The sequence below is a fragment of the Longimicrobium sp. genome, from assembly GCF_036387355.1.
In the GTDB taxonomy this organism is placed as follows: domain Bacteria; phylum Gemmatimonadota; class Gemmatimonadetes; order Longimicrobiales; family Longimicrobiaceae; genus Longimicrobium.
The window spans coordinates 1-16869 of the sequence record NZ_DASVTX010000410.1; the positions used below are offsets into that span (position 1 = coordinate 1).

A 16869-nucleotide genomic window follows, 5' to 3' on the forward strand; every position below is an offset into this window, starting at 1 on the left:
GCCCGCGTGCGTCCGGCCGGGAAAGAGGAGCAGCCCGCGCTTGGGCGCGCCGAACGTCACCGTCACCGCCGCGCGCACCGCCTCGCCCGGCGCTGCGCCCGTCGACAGGTCCACGCCGGAGGGGCCGTCCAGCGCCACGACCGGCCGCCCGGCGTCGTTCATCGCGCGGATCGCTGCCGCGTACGCCTCGCGCGGCGCGCCGGTGGCTCCCGTCCCCAGCAACCCATCCACGATCACCGCCGCCTCCCGGAACGCCTCCGCCGCACCCTCCGCCGCGACGACGGGCACGCTCCACCCGTGCAGCAGCGCGTCGTCCGGCATCCGCGAGCCCACCTGGACGGCGAGCACGTCGCGGCCCCACGCCGCCATCGTGCGCGCGAGCACCAGCGCGTCCCCGCCGTTGTTGCCGCTGCCGACGGCGACCACCACGCGCCCGGCGGGGGCCAGCCGCTGGACCACGGAGGCCGCGGCGCGCGCGGCCGTTTCCATCAGCACCCGCTCGGGAATCCCGGTGCGCTGGATGGACGACGAGTCCCACGCGCGCATCTCGTCCGCGGTCAGGACGGGCAGGTCGGCGCTGGCGAAAAACGGTGCGGGCTGGGGCATGGAACGGAAGCGGTGGATGAGACAAAGCCCACGGCACCGTGGGCGCCGTGGGCTGCAGACAGAGATCAGGCCCGGTTACTTGAAGCTCTGGCCGATGGTGCGGCCAAAGCTGATTTCGCCGTTGTCGATGCGGATGTTGAAGCCGCACTCCGGGTTGGTGCACACCCACGCCTTGTAGGTGATGGGCGCTCCTTCGCGTCCGTAATCGGACAGCGGCAGCAGAACGCCCTCGTCGCACTTTCGGCACTGCGGAAACTCGCGCTCGTCCGGCATGGCACGTCCCCTCCCCTCAGGTTCCACCCCTCCACGGTCGCCGAGCCGGTGCGCCCTCGCACGCGGACGGCCGCACGGCGCCGCAAGGGCTGTTCCATGCCCGGTGCCAGATCGCCCCCGGAAGGGCGCGTGTCATGATGAAGAGGGGGAAGAGCGGGTCAGGTCTGCAGTTCGCGCGGGGCGCACCAGGGATAGTTGCTCTCGAAGGCGTCGCAGAAGCAGAAGACATCCTCGAAGTCGTGAACGCAGTCGCCTTCCTGCTTGACGAGCACGCCGCACTCCACGAGGGCGAAGACGATCTCGCCGAGGTCACGGGTGGAGCGGATTCCCCAGAACTCCAGGACCGAGCGGGCCATCAGCCCGAACCGCTCCATCGCCAGGTCGCGGCACCCCTCGGCCAGTTCGCGGCCGGTGATGTGCCGGGCTTCTCCCGCGCGCTCGATGGTGAAGTGCAGGGCGGCGAGAAGAAAAAGGTAGGCGGTTTCGTTGTACGCGGGGTTGCGTTTCCTCAACCGCTCCATGATCGGCTCGGCGAGCACGGCTCCATCCATCCGTGGTTCTCCTTCAGACCTGCGGGCGCGAATCGGCCGCGAGGCGCGGCCGGTACGGAAAACGTGGGCTCCGCGAGACGGGTGCGGAGCGGGTACAGCTAGGAATACGCCGATCCGGAGCCCGCGTTCCGATACAGCACCGTTTCGCCCTCCCGTTCGGGCGCCACGGCGCCCGCGGTCGCTTCCCGCAACTCGTCTGCCAGGGCCTCCACCCGGCTTCGCGGCACGGAAACCCGCACGATTCCGGCGTCGCCCGCGGGGGCGTAGCCGTGCTCCATCTCCTCCGCCGCCGCGCGCTCCACCGCCCGCATGACCGCCGCCGTGTGCGCATACGGATAGGTGATGGCGATGCGCTCCGCGTACGTGCCGCGCAGACGCGGCGCCCCTTCCAGCGCCTGCGCGGCCGCGTCCCCATAGGCGCGCACGAGGCCGCCGACGCCCAGCTTGGTGCCGCCGTACCAGCGCGTAACGATGACGATGCAGTCCGTGACGCCCGCGCCCTCGATGGCGGCCAGGATGGGCGCGCCGGCGCTGCCGCCCGGCTCTCCGGCGTCGTTCGCGCGGCGCACGCCGTCGCGCAGCAGCCACGCGGAGCAGTTGTGCGTGGCATCCCAGTGCAGCTTCTCGCGCGCGGCGAGCACCGCCCGCGCCTCCGCCTCGCTTGCCGCCGGCGCGGCGAGGGCCAGAAAGGTGGAGGCTTTCTCCTTGAACTGCGCCTCCGCCGGGGCGGCGAGGGTGAGGAAGGTGTCGGACAAGGCGGAGTGCGTGAGTGCGTGAGTGCTGGGTGCGGGACTGCAGTACGAAAGTACGAAAGTACGAAAGTAGAAAATGCGAACGGCGTGCTTCGGTGCGTGGGGCGGGCTTCACGGCGGCCCCCACCCGGGCTCGCATGACTCGCCCACCCTCCCCAAAACAGACTGGGGGAGGTTTTTTGCGGCGGGCCGCGCAAGCGCCTCCGCGCTCGCTAAGTGCTTCCCTGAGTGCCACTTACAACCTCTCCCCCGTCCAGCCGCCGAAAGCAGGGTGTCAACAGTTGGTGTCAAAGGCCCCTTTCAGGCCATCCGGCGCTGATTCGCAAGAATCTCCATCGCCAGTTGCAGCACCTCGTACGGTACTTCGTCGTACACCTCGCGGAGAATTTCGTGGCTCGTGCCCGTAAGCTGCTCCTGCACCTTGGGCGTAAGTTTCCGGAATTCTTCCGTCCGCACTCCGGCGCGCTTGTAGGCGTGGAATCCCACGTACTCCTCGGTAATCCCTGCGGCCTTCTTCGCCTGCCGCATCCAGTTCGCCAGCACGCCCCGTGAAACGGGTTGGCTGGGGTCCTGCTCGGACGGGATCAGCCAGGGCGACAGGACGGGCGGCGTGGGGGCGGAATCAAGTGCTCGCACGGCTTCGGGGGTGAGCGGGCTTACAAGCTCACGTCCCGTCTTGTCGTACTCACCGGGCCACCTGATCCGGTTGCGGTCGCGGTCAATATCGACCTTCCGCAACTGCCGCACCGAGTTCCCCCGGTGCAGCGTTTCCCGGCACAGAACCGCCACAAGCGCAAAGCGCCAGTCGGGGGAGTGCCGCAGCAATGCCGCATGCTGCTCGTCGCTGATGCCGGGGCGCCTCGGGTCTTTCTCCTTCGGCATGACCATCTGTTGCACCCGGCGGCGCTCCCCCCGCCACGGATTGCGGTTCAGAAAGTAGGGCGCGGACTCGTCCGCCCCGCTCGCCCAATTGAGCACCGCAACCACGAATTTCAAGTCACCGCGAATCTGCGTGTTCCGGCAGCGCCGGGGCCATCCGGTGATCTTCCCATCCCGCCGGGCCGCAATGAAGCCTGTCCAGTCGGCTTTGTCCAGCGTGGACGGATGGCGCTCCGGCCCGCGCTCCTTCTCTCCCTTGTCGGCCCGGTCCTGCAGGTAGGCCAGAAAGATTTTCGCGGCGCGTGCGTTGCCGATGCGCGTTGTCTGCACCTTGTTCGGGGAAACCTCCTTGAGATAGCGGTCAAACAACTGTCGGAGCGACGTAACGCGAGCGGTAGCCGATCCATCCCGCAGGGCCTTCGCCTTCTCCTTGGCGGCAATCTCGGCCTTGTCGCGGTCCCTGTGGCCCAAGCTCTCGCGAGTCTTGATCCTGACGGGCTTACCCGTCTCAGGGTCGCGTACGGGCTTTCCGTGCTCGTCCTGGGGCATCTCAAACCATTCCAGCATGATGATCCCGCCCCGGCACTTCTCAAACGCGCGGCACCAGTTCTCGCCGCGCTCGCCGGCGTTGTAGCTCCACGCCTGATTCTTAGTACGCGCCATGGGGATGCTCACTTTCTCCAGTGGGCGCGCACGCGCAACCTGCACCTCTAATATAGGCAAATCGGGTGCAATAGTCAAGGGCAACATTGCGGGTGCGCGCCTTGGTTTCAGGTAGAAACCTCAGCGATACCCCCGCATGTTCTTCCCTTGGGGTTGCAGTCATTGCATGCATTGCAGGAATCATTGCGCCTCCCGCACTTCGTCCGGAACAGGCTGGCCCACGCGGTGGCCGGGTTTGCGGGGCAATTCGGCCGCGCGAAACAGCGGGCGCGTATCCGTCCCATAGTTCGCCAAAGTGCGCGCAAACATCATCCGCCGCAGATGGCCGCGCGTGTAGCCGGACAGGGCCACGGCTGTGCCCATCTCCACCAGTTCGGGAAGCGGCTCCGTGGCGGCCGGATGCACCAGCACTGCGGCGGCGGCGCGCTGCGCGTCCTCCTCCAAGTCCGCGGCTGCACGTTCCAGCGCTGCGGCCCCAGCGATGGCGCCCCAGCGGCGCAATGTCTCGGCGTCCTCGCGCCAGCGTTCGATACGTTCGCGGATGGTCATTGCAGGTTGCCCGTATACTGCGTGGCTGCACCGGGGCCGCCGCTCGGCCCCCGAGATATGTACCGTGCAACCGCTGTTGTCCGTTCTGCCCGGCCTGCCGTGCACTTGGCGCCGGGGCGCCGCAACCCGGCTTCCGTCCGCACCACACCTGCCGCGCGAAACGTGGGGGTGTGGGGGGCGCTGCCCCCCACAGATGCCCGCCGCAGGCGACCTGCCCACCGTAGCGAGCTTGCGAGCGCAGGTGATAGCGCAGCGTAACCGCGTGAGGGATTCGCGCCCGGAGGGCCGGGACAGACCGGCGGGCCTGACACCGGGATCGGGCCGGACGCGCTGCCGCCCGCCCGCGCACCGATCCGCCGGTGTGGCCCGGCGCAGTTGGGCGACGTTGTTTGTCGCCCTACTGCGCGCGAAGCCCGGCCCCCGCGCAGCGGGGGACACGCCCACACTCTGTAGGAGATCGGACGCGTATGCGTTAGATTCAAGTTGCAGGTTCTCGCCACAAGAAAGCCCCAATGTCCTACCCCGCCCGCCCGCTCGTTCTGCTGAGCGATCCGGACTCCGACTCCCGTGAGGTATACGGCACTATTCTGCGTTTCATGGGTGCTGAGGTCATCGAAACGGCCGAAGTGTCGGATGCGTTCATAATCGCAGCACGCGAGCCGATTTCGGCCGTTGTGACGGAACTCCTCCTCCTTCCAAGCGGCGTCCATCTTCACCGTGCGCTTTCCGAGGGCACCAGCACGAGGCAGCTTCCCGTATTCGTAGTAACCTCCGAAGCACGTCCGGAACTGCTTATGGACGCGAGGAAGTGCGGCACCACCGTGGTTCGCGTAAAGCCTCTGACCCCCCGCGACCTCGCGCTTCTCGTCCTTGGCAGTAAGGCGGCCTTGCGGAACTGAAATGCGCGCACTCACCGCTCCAACCCTGCCCCCCGGCCCCGGCTTAAGCCACGGGCGGATTTCAGTTCCTGCCCCAAGCTGCGCGCCAGTTCTAGACCCAGCCCTTCGCCGCGCCCCCATTCGGGAGCTTCGCCGGACTTCTTCGCGCTCGCCTTCAACGCTTCCACGATCAGCCCGGCCATGTGGCCCGGCAGCATGGCGGCAAGCTGTGCGTGAATGGGCGGCGGCCCCTTCCCGGCGGGCGGCTCGTCCACGTCGCGGCGGCGGCACAGAATCGCGATCAGACGGGCGGCCTCGTCCAGCCCGCCCGGCTCCGGTGTCGTGTCCACCAAGCGCCTGTGCTCTGCACGCGCATCCCACTCGCGTTTGATCGCGCGTGCTACGCTACCCGTGCGGTTGTGCCGGAGGGGGCGCTGTAGACCCCCGCGCGCGGCGGCGGCCGGATCAAAGCCACTCGCGAGGAAACCGGCGACGCTGCTCCGGGCCTCGTGCGCCGTAGGCATCCAGAGCAGGCCAAAGAGGCACGGCACGGGCACGAGGCGGAGCGGCCCGAAGAACGGCGGCAACGCCTCCAGCAGAGCGCGCGTCCGACGCACGCCGTGCCGCCGTACGGTGCGGAGGATCACGCGGCATGCGCGCGCCGGGTGAGCGTAGACCGCCTCCGCCCCCTTCACCATCTCGCGTACGGCATCCCGCTGGCGACGGCGCCGGGCGTGTGTGTCCTGTAGCGCGGCTGCGAGCGTTTGCACCTCCTTCGCGGCATCCTCACGCCGGGCGATGTGTGCGCGCCTCCGGTCCTCGGCGTACAGCGCCTCTGCCGCTTTGATGAGGAGGAGCCGGGGGCGCCTCTCCCGCTGGGTCCAGTAGATGAACGCGGGATCCCGCACGGCGCTCGCGAACCGGCGCGCCATGCGCGGGCCGAACTCGTCCGGATAGAGCGCGAGCATCTTTAGCGCGCCGTCCTGGGTGTTCCACTCCACGGCTTCGCGGAACAGGCGCCGGGCGCGCACCGGGTCTACGAACGTGGCCCGGAACGCGTTGGCGTAGACGCGGGCCGCCGCCACGTACAGCGCGCGCTCGCGCGTGGGCTGGGCCGGGGGCTGGGGCTGCTTGTTTTTGGTCATCGGCTCAACCCCCGCTCGCGTTCGTGGTCCTGCCCCATCGCCATCACCTTGCCCAACTGCACCGCCTGCCGGACGAACTGCACGGCGGACTTGGAAACCATCGGCAGCATGCGTTGGGCAAGCTGCGCGGCCATCTCCGGCCCCTTCCCGATCTGCGCGGCCATGAGGCGGGATGCGGCTTCGCGGACGTGGCCCTGCACGTTGAGCGGGCGCACAGCGCCGCGTGCGATTTCCAGTTCGCGCGCGGCGCCCCGCGCACCGGCGACGGCGCGGTGCAGATCGCCCACGCGGGGGCGCGCCGCATGCGCCACGTCCGCGCGGCGGAACGTGTCGGCCAGCGCCCGGGCGTGCTCGCGGGCTGCGTCGTAGCTGGTGCCGCGGACGATGCCGAAGAACCGCGGGGCGGGCGCTCCGCGGAGCGCCCCGAAGCGGTCCGGCGCTTCGCGGATCGCGCGCTCGGTCTGCTCCGCGCCGAACCGGGCACGATGGGCGGCCACGGCGCGCACGGCGCGGGCGGGGTCGGCGAATACCTGGGCGGCATCGTCGCGGAAGCGGCGCGCCGCGTCCCGCCCGGCGCGCCGCAGATCGGCCAGCCGGGCGGGTTCACGCGCCGCGCGCGCGGCCTCGTCCGCCAGCCGCCCCACGGCGCGCTCGCGCTGCTGGTGCGCATCCACTTCGCGGAGCAACGCGGCGGCCTGTTTCAGCGCGCCCCGCTCGTGCACGGCGTGGGCGTGGGCGTAGTCGTAGGCGGCATCCGCCGCATGGGCGCTGCGGGCCGGGTCGGCGCCGGGGCGCAGTGCGCCGAACCGGTGCGGCTCGTCGCGGAGCGCGGCGGCGGCGCGGTCCGCGCCGCGCCGCTCGGCGGCCGACAGGAACGCGCGGCGCGCGGCTGCGGGATCGGCGTAGAGGGCGCGCACCTCGCGCGAGAAGTCGCGCGCGGCCTCCGTGGCGCTGCGCGGCCGCGTGCGCGGGACGGGCGAAGGTGCAGGCGCCGGACGCGCCGGCGTGACGGCCGGCGCGGGCGCGCGCTCGACGTGGGGGCCGCGTTCCGGGGCGCGGGGCTGCATTCCGGTCGGAATGGGGCGCGGCGCCGGTTCTACGGTGCGCGCGTCCAGCGTACGCCCGGCCACCGCCTGACGCGCGCGGTAGTCGGTGTACGATCCCAACCGGCGCTCCAGCCGGAAGCGGGACGCGGCGGCGTCCACCTCGGACGCCTTCACCTCGCGCGTGCCATCGGTCACGACCATCCCCCGGCCCTTCATCCGCAGGGACAGCCCGCGCTCGGCTAAGCCGCGCTCCAACTCGCCCCACGACCGCGCACCAGCGAAGTGCGGGGCGGCCTCGGTGCGGACGCGCTGCAAGAACTCTCCATCGCCTCGCACGCGCTGCACGGGCGCGCGCTCCATCCGGTCGCGCGCATGCTCCGGCACCGGCGCGTGCTTGCCCGGCACGATGCGCAATCCCAATTCGGCCTCCTGCGCGCGCAGGCTGCTTTCAATCCGGCGATAATCCCACGAGTTGGACCACGCCCGGCGGCTCTCCGGGTGGACCGTGTTCACCATGACGTGAACGTGCGGATGCTGCCGGTCCCGGTGCGCGACAATCAGCACCTGGTGCTCATGCAACCCGAGATCGCGGAGCGTGCGGTCCGCAACGCGGCGCATCGTCTCGCGGTTCACCGGGTCGGCCGGGTCGAAGCTGATGGAGAAATGGTAGACGGGCTTCCGCACGCGCTCGGAATCGCGGGCCGTGGCGGCCATGAGACGCGACGCCGTTTCCGGGTCGCGGGTGGGCAGGTTGCGCGACTCGATCCAGTCAACCCGGTCCGGCTGCAACGCGTCGGCGCGGCCCCGTTCCAGATACGCGGCCAGCCCCTTGAACCCGGTCCCCAGCTTGTACGCCTTGCCGATCATGCGAGTGCCCGCGAGACAAAGGCGAAAACCGCCGTAACGGCCTGAGTCACTTCCTCGTCCGGCGGCAACGCCTCGTCCGTGTTCGCCCGGTGGGCGACTTCATTCAGCGCGCGCCCAATGTCGATCAGTTGGACCACCAGCGGCCCGGCGTCTCCTGCGCGCGTGGGTGCGCGCCGGATCGCGGCCTCCGTCTCCTGAGCCGTTGCGGCGGTCACGTGCTCCACAATGTCGTTGCCGTCCTCGACGGCGAGCCGTTCCAACTGCCGCAGGTTGTTCAGCACGCGCCCGAGCTGGTGCACCAGCTCGTCACGGACGCGGCGGCGGCGCGGCGCAGCCAGCGGCCCGCCGCCCGCCACCGCACCCAGCACCGCCTCACGAATGAACCGGGCGGGCGGCACGCGCCGCGCGCGGGCCGCGTCCTCGACGCGGCGCCACTCGTCCTGGGTCCATCGGGTGGGTCTGCGGATGGTGCGTTTGGCGCGCATCGGGTGCTCGTCGGTCGTGGCTGTTGCGAGGGCTGCGGGGCGGATAGGCGCCTCTGTTGATACCCCGCACCCCCTGCGCGGGCTTTCAGTTCCCCCCGTTCGCGGAGCGCGCGCACCCTTTGAGCGGAGCGAAAAGCCAGCGGGGAAAAAGGCGCCTGCGAGCGAAGCGAAGCACATAGGCGCCTTTTTCCCATTGCTGGCTCCCGGTGTTCGCCGCCCCCACACGAGGTACCGCGACGTGCGCCAAAGCGTTCTGCGGAACCGGCCGCCTCACCCATCGGAAACGCATGGTTAACCCCGTCCTAATCCGGCGCGGGATGCTGACCGGGGGCTGAACAGCAAAAAGCCGCCGTCGCTGGATAGCGACGGCGGCGTATGCTGTTCATGGTTCAGGATTGAGCGCGGTGCCTATCTGCCGAACACAGGGCGGCGTGGTAGGAAGTCATTCATACCCGGAATAAGACACTGTTTGCATTGAAGCTCTCCGCGTCGTACTCTGTTGTGGGGGCGTACACTTTGGGATGAAAAGCGCAGCTTAACCTTGCAGAGCAATCTTGGGTGTCTAGCGGAATGGCCGATCAGCAAGTGAGCCGGGGGAGAGAGATCATCCCGCCCCCGCCCCGCCCGCCTTACTGGGTAAACGAGTTCGACGCAGTGGACGAACGCGGAGCGGTGGACACGCCACTCGGTCACACGTTGTGGCGAGTTCTCCGGATCACTCGCCTGTGGTTAGCGAGCGACCCCGACAAGCGTTCGCACCTACTCTCACCGTATTCGCCAGTGATCGCGGACAGGTACGCAACCGCCGCGTCGGAAGCGCCGGGACTCGCTACGCCGCTGACAGTATTTGATCAGTTGCAGCGCGCCCCGGAATCCGTAGGCGAACTCCAGTTGGCGGAGGCTTGTCACGAAGTATTTGCGTGGGCTGAAGAACGTTCGTTGATACGGACAGCTATGCACTTTGCGGAACTCGCCGCACACGCTGACCTCGGAAGCGCGGCACGGTGCAACGTCGCGGGGCGAGCTTGCCGCGCCGCCGGTGAGCACACCCGCTCCCATGACTGGTACGAGCGCGGATTCAAGATCGCCAAAAGCGGAGAACGGCGAGCGCTGATCAACACTGCCGTAAGGAGTCTACTAGGGCTCGGTCGACTCTTGCAGGTACAGGGAAGACCGCACGAGGCAGCGCGCTACTTCAAGAAAGCTGTCAAGCGTTCCACTAGGAGGGATCGGCGGGCGCTTGCCGCCGAGGCCAACCACGATCTATTCGCGGTGCTCGCGGAACTCGGCCAGTACCCAATGGCCCTAGTGCACGCGCGCGGCGCGGTGGACTTCTACGGTCCCAAGCACCCGCGCTTTCCTTATGCAGCGCACGACTTCGCGTTCCTGTTGATACGGTGCTTGTATTTCCGTCCCGCGCTGGAATTGCTTCAGATGCTACCGCGATACTTCACTCGTCCTGAAGAAGCGGCACTGGTCTGGTCTACCCAGGCATGGGCTGCTGCGGCGAGTGGTGAGCGCGAACGCTTCTTGGTGGCGGAGGAACGCACGGTCCGTGCGATTGGACCCGCGACCGAATACTCCGCGCCAGCGATGACTCACCTTGCGGAGGCTGCTCGCGCTACGGGCGAATGGGAGCGTGCCGAGCGATATGCCCAAGCTGCTGCGGATGCAGCGCGAGAATGGGGGGACACGGGAACCGAACGCGAGTCGCGCGAGTTGCTGCAAGCAATCCGGATGCGCCAGCAAGGGGCTGCGACCCTCAATCCAAAGGAAGCGGAGTTAGCAGAGTTAGTGCAGACGTACAAGGCTCGGCTCCGTCGCTGGAAGGGGCCGACGCCCGGTGCGCGCCCCCCTCCGGCGAGGTAGCGGGCCTAGTTACCGGAACCCAACGTGTGTACGCCGTTGTCCTCCGCTGTCGAATCAGCACTGGTGGCCGTCGTTCCGTATCGGTCGGCGGCCACAGTCGTTGAGTCGGCTCCCCCCCCGGCGCGATTTCCGGAGCCGAACGTGTGAACACCGTTCGTATAGGCGGGCTTCGCTGCCCCATGCCGAGTTGCCCCGGTGGGTACCTCCACACAGGCGGCCGGTAGGAGAAGCAGCAGTGCCGCCGCAAGAAACACGCGTGTCTTCATCATCATCGTCTACCTCGTAGCGGATAGGGACGTGGGATGCTCGGCCCACTTCCGCAACGCAGTCGCGTTGCGAACCGGAAGCTAATACTCCGGTGATCATACACAACCCGCCAGCTTCCGCCCGGAGCCTCTTGCCGACAACTCCTGCCCGTACCGGCACCGGCTAAACTGTTAGCGCGGGGGCGTACGAGCGGCGTAGCTGGGCGCGCCTTGGTTCGTGGATCGAGCCGCGCGCCGGGGCACCGCTAACAGTACATGATGAGTAGAGCCAAGTAGGCGCGGGGCTGCGATGAGCATGGATCACAATGCTGCGGGCTGTGCGGAGCCGGGGAACACTACGGAAGCAAAGCAGCCTGACGACGGAAGGGTCCCCCGGCACGATTCAGCAGTCAGCCAAGCGCGGCCTTCCAGCGACTCGAACCAGCCGGGCGAAGGCGGGGGGGAGGAGCTGGAGTCTCCGCGCCGGATGCACTTTCCGAAGACGGAGCACAACGGTGGATTCTTTGGCAGCGGGAATTAAGAGATCGGCTTACAAATGACCAGACGGAAAGCCGACAAAGGTCCAGCGAGCAAGACCGCTTCGCGGCAGTACATCCAGCCCCGAAAGTGGCATGTGCCTCCCGCCCTGCTGTACGATCCCGCCGAAAGGCTTGAAGGGGAACGAGTGCTGTGCGAGTCCAACGGGGACTTGGGTCTGGTGCTCTGGCGAACGGTGCGAGATGTAGCGTTGTGGGCCGCGACCCCACCGGAGAGCCGCGACCAACTCTTTGCAGTCGGAAGTGACGCTCTCCGGCTTGCCCGGCTCACCGCCGCCGGGCTGCCGGACGCGATTGCACGCCCGGTCGATACGCTCAACAGCATGCTGATGCTGGGCGGAAATGCCGACGCTGACACAGTGATGATCTGCTGCCTTGAAATCGCGGCTTGGGCGCGAACCTCGGCCCGGCCGCATACGGCATTGGCGTTCGCGCAAGCAGGCGCGCTTGCATCTCCGGCATTTTCAGAAGCAGCACTCCACACGGGAATCTGCGCGGCCGAAGCCGGGCAGGCCGTGCGCGCGGGCACGTGGCTACGCCGCGCGTTGGCGCTGGCCCGCCAGGAGAAGAACCTGGCGGCGTACACCGTCGCTCTCAGTGAATTGGGGTCCGTCTACGAGGGGCTGGCTGGCGGAATCCCCCGGGCCGAACGGTACGACCGGAAAGCGTACAAAGCTGGCAAAAGGTTCACTTTGCCTGACGCACGTTTGCAAGCCCTGTACGGGCTGCGGCGGATCGCACTGGCTCGCGGAGATACGGCGAAGGCGGAACGGCTGGTTGGCGCGATTGGGCGCCACGAACGGCGGTGGCGCCCGGACCGCTCCGGGCGTGGTCCTGACCCCGCATGCCCGCCATGAAGGAGTTCGACGCGCGTACGTGCGGGAACGCGCTGGATACGCTGCTGCAGGGATTCGCGGAGGAACAGCGGCCCAACGCTGCGGGGTTCCTTCTGGCGGAACTTGAACGGCTGTACGTCGCGGCAGGACACGCGCCGCCTACGTGGCTTCGCACTCTGCGGGCGACTCGTGCTCATAGAGAGTAACAAATCCAGTTTTACCGCCATTTCGGGCGCGTGCCCCCCATCAACCGCTCGGTTGGGGAGTTCACGTTCACTGGGTCCTTAGCATCATGAGCAGCGGGAAAGGAGGACAAAGGCTTGGCCGCAAACCCGAGCGCAGATCGGCGCGGGTGTGGAATCATCTGAGGGGGGCACCCCTGCAACCCCGGATGCGAGGCGCAGTCACTGACAAACTTCAACGATGTGAGGTGTTCAATGCAGTCCCGCTTCCTACAGCATGTGCTTTCGCTCGGCGTGCTCCTGCTGGCGGCCGCGTGTGCCGACTCCCCTACGGCGCCGAGTTCCAGTCCCGAGCCGGTCGGGATGATCGCAACGAACGCAGCCGTCTCGCCGCAGGGCACCGCGAACGGGCTGACCTCGTTGCCCTGCTGGGTGCAGATTCCCGACGGATTTGGTGGCTTTCGCAGCCGGGAGTCGGTCGTTAACTTCCCCGAGTCGGATTTGCATCTTAGCGGGCGCCGTCGCATGTACCAGTACAGGGGTTACGCGGGCGATTCGCTTGTCTTCGAGGCGACGTGCGTCATACCGGCCACGGAGAACGCGGCCCGCCGCATGGATCGGATTTTCCGGGTCCAGCGTTCGCCCGAGAAAACCCTCAGTCTGATGAGTGAGGAAGACCCGTGCGGAAAGGCCGGGTGCCTCCTCAATCCCATCACGGTGACTGCGTGTGTGGGCGGTAACACCTACCCGAACTGCGACGAAAAGCCCGAGGATCACGATCAGTGCTACGATTTCGGGATCTGTGGCAGTGATAGTGGCACGGGCTGGACGGGCGGCAGTACCGGAGGGGGTGGTGGCGATCCTGCTGCGACATCTCCTTACGAGCAGGGTCCGCTTACGTTCGCCGCGTGCGTACTCGCGGTTACCGGGAGCGTGTATACGATCAACCAAGTAGGGAACTTGTTCACGGAGTGGTGGGCCGCTCAAAAGGACTACGAGTCCGCGAAGCGCATCCTCGACGCAATCTATGCGAATCCTGGTAGCGTCTCACAAGCCACCGTGGAGGTTTACGAGTTGCGACTGGACCTCGCTAGACAGCGGCTCGACGCGGCGATCGGTGCCGTGAAGGGGGGGACGGATATGACGGGCTTCGCGCTCTTGGGCGCGGCCGTGGCTTGCGGCGCCAGCGCGTTTCTGCCTACGCCATGAACGGCCACAGCGTACCCGATAACCGGGAGAACGCGATGATGCAGGATGGAGGCACGATGATGCAGGATCGGGGCAGCCGTGAGGGCGGTCACAAGGAGCGCTACTTCCGGCGGCTGATGCTCGTGGTTGGGGTCGGGGCAATCGTTGGGATCGCGGATCAGACCCGCGTTCTCTTGTGGATCGGACTGAAGCATCTAGCCGGCACTTCCGAGCCGGTGAGTGAGGCGATCGCTCCAGTGATCCTTCTTGCTGGTTGGCTGTTGATGGCGTGGTGTGCGGCTCAGGTTGTACACCGGCGCCGCGCCCCGCCCACGTGGGCGATACTGACGATTGTGGTGCTCCTGTGGCTGCGGATCGGACTCCACGCGTTGACGTAACGGGGTCACGGTCCCGGCGCTTCTCGGCGTGGGGCATCAAGATGCGGTGGACCTGAACCTGATGTACCGCAGCCCGCGCACCTTCTCCCGGATGGTTCGCGGGCTGCGCAGTCATGGCACCTCACCCGGCACACGGCAGGCGAGCGGGGGGCTTGTCCCCCCAGAGCCTGCCGTTCCGATTTTTTCGCGAATCGGCCTTTCGGTTTTCCGGCCGGATACGACTTTACAGGTCAGCGGGTCAGAAGTGTTCAGACCGGCCCCGCCCGCCTGCCGTTCGCAGCAAGCAGGCGGAACCGCTGGTGTCCGTAGGTGTCAACTGAGGTGTCATCAACAGCGTGCAGGCTGCGAAAAGTCGCGATTTCGGCGTGCAGGTTGCGCGTGCGCCGCAGAAAAATCGTTCTCGCGCCTGCATTTTGCTTTCCCGACTTGCACGGTGTAACCTCTGGGGGAGGGTTGATCCGGGCGACAAACTCTGGAGCGTGTACCCAGTGCTCCCTTCCCCCAGGTTTTTTTGGGGGAAGGGCTGGGGATGGGGGCCACTCTCCGCCGCGCCAAACCCCTCCGACCGGCACCGTACCGCGGTTGCCGTGTGCCCCCTCTCCCACATCCGTTCGTGGGAGAGGGTGGCGAGCTTTAGCGAGCCGGGTGAGGGCCACACCCGGCCGCCGCGCCGGACCCACTTTCGTACTTTCGTACTTTCGTACTGCCGTCAAACAAAGAACCCGGCCCCGCGCACGCGCGAAGCCGGGTTCCGTTCATCCTCAACCCGCAGCCGTCAGACCCCGGCCATGGTGTTCGCGTCCTCGAGGTAGTAGTCCAGCCCCAGGTGCGTGATCTGGTCCTCGCCCATCATCCAGCGCAGCGTGTTCTTGAGCTTCATCTGCTGAATGAACAGGTCGTGCTCCGGGTACAGCCCCTCGGCCGCCAGCGGGCTCTTGAGGTAGAACGACAGCCACTCCTGAATGCCGCCCATCCCCGCGCGCGACGCCAGGTCCAGGAACAGCGCCAGGTCCAGGACGATCGGCGCGGCCAGAATGCTGTCGCGGCAAAGGAAGTCCACCTTGATCTGCATCGGGTAGTCCAGCCACCCGCGGATGTCGATGTTGTCCCAGCCTTCCTTGGCGTCGCCGCGCGGCGGATAGTAGTTGATCCGCACCACGTGGCTGAACTTGCCGTACAGCTCCGGATAGGTCGACGGCTGAAGGATGTGCTCCAGCACCGACAGCTTGCTCTCCTCCTTGGTCTTGAAGGAGCCCGGATCGTCCAGCACCTCGCCGTCGCGGTTGCCCAGGATGTTGGTGCTGAACCAGCCGTCCAGCCCCAGCATGCGGGCCTTGAGCCCCGGCGCGATGATGGTCTTCATCAGCGTCTGGCCCGTCTTGAAGTCCTTGCCCGCGATGGGCACGCCGCGCTCCTCGGCCAGCTTCATGAGCGCCGGAAAGTCCACCGACAGGTTGGGCGCGCCGTTGGCGTACGGAACGCCTTCCATGATGGCCGCGTAGGCGTATAGCATGGAGGGGGCGATGTCGGGATGGTCCGCGTCAATCGCGGCCTCGAAGGCCTCGATGGTCTGGTGGACCTCGCTCTGCTTGATGTAGATCTCGGTGCTGCCGCACCACACCATCACCAGACGGTCGCACCCCTTCTCGGCCTTGAAGGTGCGGATGTCCTCGCGCAGCGCCTCGGCCCACGCCCGCTTGCTGGTGCCGGGCTTGACGTGCGTGCCCTCCAGCTTCTTGACGTAGTTCTGGTCGAATACCGCCTTCATGGGCTCGATGCCCATCAGAAAGTCGGCGATGGGCTCGATGTGCTCGTGCCGGTTCAGCACGCCGCTCACCAGCGCGCTCTCGTACGCGTTGGCCGGGAACGGGTCCCACGCGCCGAACACCACGTCGTTCAGCGAGGCCAGGGGCACGAAGTCCCCGATCTTGGGCACGCGGTTCTCGGTGCGCTTGCCCAGGCGGATGGTGCCCATCTGCGTCACGCTGCCGATGGGGCGCGAAATGCCGCGCCGCACCAGTTCCACGCCGGCGATGAAGGTGGTGCTTACGGCTCCGAGACCCGGGAGCAGAATGCCGAGCCGCCCCTCGGCGGGGCGCGGCGAGTGCTGTTCGTTCCGCACGTCAGATTGACTCTTTTACGGGTGATTTGGCCTGGCGCCGCTTGGGCGTCGCCGCGGGCGGGGCCGCGGGGGCCCGGGTGTGTCGATAAACCCAGTAGATGCGGTACAGTGCCGTGAGGTTGGTGAGGGCCGCCATGGCGATCATCACCCACGTAAGCACCACGCCGTTCTCCCAGCTGCCAAAGAACAGGGTGGCGATGCCCAGCAGCAGAATGCGCTCGGCGCGCTGCATGAGCCCCACCCGGCAGTCGATGCCCAGCCCCTCCGCGCGGGCCCGGGTATACGACACCAGAAGCGACCCCGCCAGCGCCAGGGCCACCACGTACACCATCCACGGCTCGCCCAGGGTGGGGTAGTCGCCGTTGTACAGCGACAGCACGCCCAGCAGCACCACCACCTCGCTGATGCGGTCCAGGGTGCTGTCGTAGAACGAGCCGAACAGGGTGCTCAGCCCGCGCTTGCGGGCCACGTAGCCGTCGATCACGTCGAACAGCCCGCCCAGCAGCACCAGCAGGCCGCCCAGCTGAAGCCGTCCAAAGAAGTACGACACGCCCGCCCCCGCCGTCACCAGAAAGCCGATGGTGGTGATGACGTTGGGCGAGAGCCCCGACCGGACGAACAGGTCCAGCAGGGGGTTCAGCAGGCGTGTTCCCTGCTCGCGCCAGGCGCTGGGCTGGATCTTCATGCCTGCGGGGCGCCGGTCACGAGGGGAGGATGATGCGGCTCTGCTCCCCCGCCTGGATCCCCTTTTCGATCTCTTCCTGCACCCGCATCATCA

16 protein-coding genes are annotated in these 16869 nt (G+C 67.5%); 5 read left to right on the forward strand and 11 right to left on the reverse strand.

Translation table 11 applies throughout. The features are described from left to right. The 6 genes from VF665_RS17965 to VF665_RS17990 all read right to left on the reverse strand — a co-directional run. Positions 1-606: NAD(P)H-hydrate epimerase (locus VF665_RS17965; protein ID WP_331054829.1), on the reverse strand; the 606-nt coding region annotated here is incomplete at its 3' end. A gap of 75 nt (positions 607-681) precedes the next feature. Beyond that, positions 682-879 (reverse strand): hypothetical protein, encoded by a 198-nt coding sequence (locus tag VF665_RS17970; protein ID WP_170035654.1) that lies wholly within the window; start codon positions 877-879, stop codon positions 682-684. Positions 880-1037: 158 nt separating this feature from the next. Then, the gene (locus VF665_RS17975) at positions 1038-1430 is read right to left on the reverse strand and encodes a Minf_1886 family protein (RefSeq protein ID WP_331054830.1); all 393 of its coding nucleotides are present in this window, start codon (positions 1428-1430) and stop codon (positions 1038-1040) included. Between the two features lie 98 nt (positions 1431-1528). After that, on the reverse strand, positions 1529-2185 hold the full coding sequence (locus tag VF665_RS17980; protein ID WP_331054831.1) for a YigZ family protein: 657 nt from the start codon (positions 2183-2185) through the stop codon (positions 1529-1531). A 297-nt stretch (positions 2186-2482) separates the two neighbouring features. Next, positions 2483-3724 (reverse strand): site-specific integrase, encoded by a 1242-nt coding sequence (locus VF665_RS17985; protein WP_331054832.1) that lies wholly within the window; start codon positions 3722-3724, stop codon positions 2483-2485. 180 nt (positions 3725-3904) lie between these two features. Then, positions 3905-4273: a hypothetical protein gene (locus VF665_RS17990; RefSeq protein WP_331054833.1), complete on the reverse strand. Its 369-nt coding sequence runs from the start codon at positions 4271-4273 to the stop codon at positions 3905-3907. Positions 4274-4785: 512 nt separating this feature from the next. Here VF665_RS17990 and VF665_RS17995 point away from each other — a divergent pair. Continuing rightward, on the forward strand, positions 4786-5172 hold the full coding sequence (locus VF665_RS17995) for a hypothetical protein (protein ID WP_331054834.1): 387 nt from the start codon (positions 4786-4788) through the stop codon (positions 5170-5172). An 11-nt stretch (positions 5173-5183) separates the two neighbouring features. Here the strand turns inward: VF665_RS17995 and VF665_RS18000 are convergent, their stop codons facing one another. The 3 genes from VF665_RS18000 to VF665_RS18010 are packed head-to-tail and all read right to left on the reverse strand — an operon-like array spanning position 5184 to position 8694. Continuing rightward, the gene (locus VF665_RS18000; protein WP_331054835.1) at positions 5184-6296 is read right to left on the reverse strand and encodes a hypothetical protein; all 1113 of its coding nucleotides are present in this window, start codon (positions 6294-6296) and stop codon (positions 5184-5186) included. Beyond that, positions 6293-8209: a relaxase/mobilization nuclease domain-containing protein gene (locus VF665_RS18005; protein ID WP_331054836.1), complete on the reverse strand. Its 1917-nt coding sequence runs from the start codon at positions 8207-8209 to the stop codon at positions 6293-6295. Before VF665_RS18005 ends, VF665_RS18000 begins: the two co-directional genes overlap by 4 nt. Then, positions 8206-8694 carry a plasmid mobilization protein gene (locus VF665_RS18010; protein WP_331054837.1) on the reverse strand — a complete coding sequence of 163 codons (489 nt, stop codon included), beginning with the start codon at positions 8692-8694 and terminating at the stop codon, positions 8206-8208. The genes VF665_RS18005 and VF665_RS18010 overlap by 4 nt, the downstream gene beginning before the upstream one ends. Positions 8695-9648: 954 nt before the next feature. Between VF665_RS18010 and VF665_RS26020 the strand changes: the two genes are divergently transcribed. The 4 genes from VF665_RS26020 to VF665_RS18025 all read left to right on the forward strand — a co-directional run bounded on the left by VF665_RS26020 (position 9649) and on the right by VF665_RS18025 (position 13969). Continuing rightward, positions 9649-10563 (forward strand): tetratricopeptide repeat protein, encoded by a 915-nt coding sequence (locus tag VF665_RS26020; protein ID WP_414679036.1) that lies wholly within the window; start codon positions 9649-9651, stop codon positions 10561-10563. A gap of 801 nt (positions 10564-11364) precedes the next feature. After that, positions 11365-12222: a hypothetical protein gene (locus VF665_RS18015; protein ID WP_331054838.1), complete on the forward strand. Its 858-nt coding sequence runs from the start codon at positions 11365-11367 to the stop codon at positions 12220-12222. Between the two features lie 416 nt (positions 12223-12638). Next, the gene (locus VF665_RS18020) at positions 12639-13592 is read left to right on the forward strand and encodes a hypothetical protein (protein ID WP_331054839.1); all 954 of its coding nucleotides are present in this window, start codon (positions 12639-12641) and stop codon (positions 13590-13592) included. Beyond that, a complete protein-coding gene (locus tag VF665_RS18025; protein ID WP_331054840.1) occupies positions 13589-13969 on the forward strand; it encodes a hypothetical protein in 381 nt (126 codons plus the stop codon). Before VF665_RS18020 ends, VF665_RS18025 begins: the two co-directional genes overlap by 4 nt. A 775-nt stretch (positions 13970-14744) precedes the next feature. Here the strand turns inward: VF665_RS18025 and VF665_RS18030 are convergent. Continuing rightward, a complete protein-coding gene (locus VF665_RS18030) occupies positions 14745-16091 on the reverse strand; it encodes an inositol-3-phosphate synthase (protein WP_331054841.1) in 1347 nt (448 codons plus the stop codon). 1 nt (position 16092) lies between these two features. Continuing rightward, positions 16093-16776, reverse strand: coding sequence for a CDP-alcohol phosphatidyltransferase family protein (locus VF665_RS18035; protein WP_331054842.1), 684 nt, complete (start codon positions 16774-16776; stop codon positions 16093-16095). Between the last annotated feature and the right edge of the window lie 93 nt (positions 16777-16869).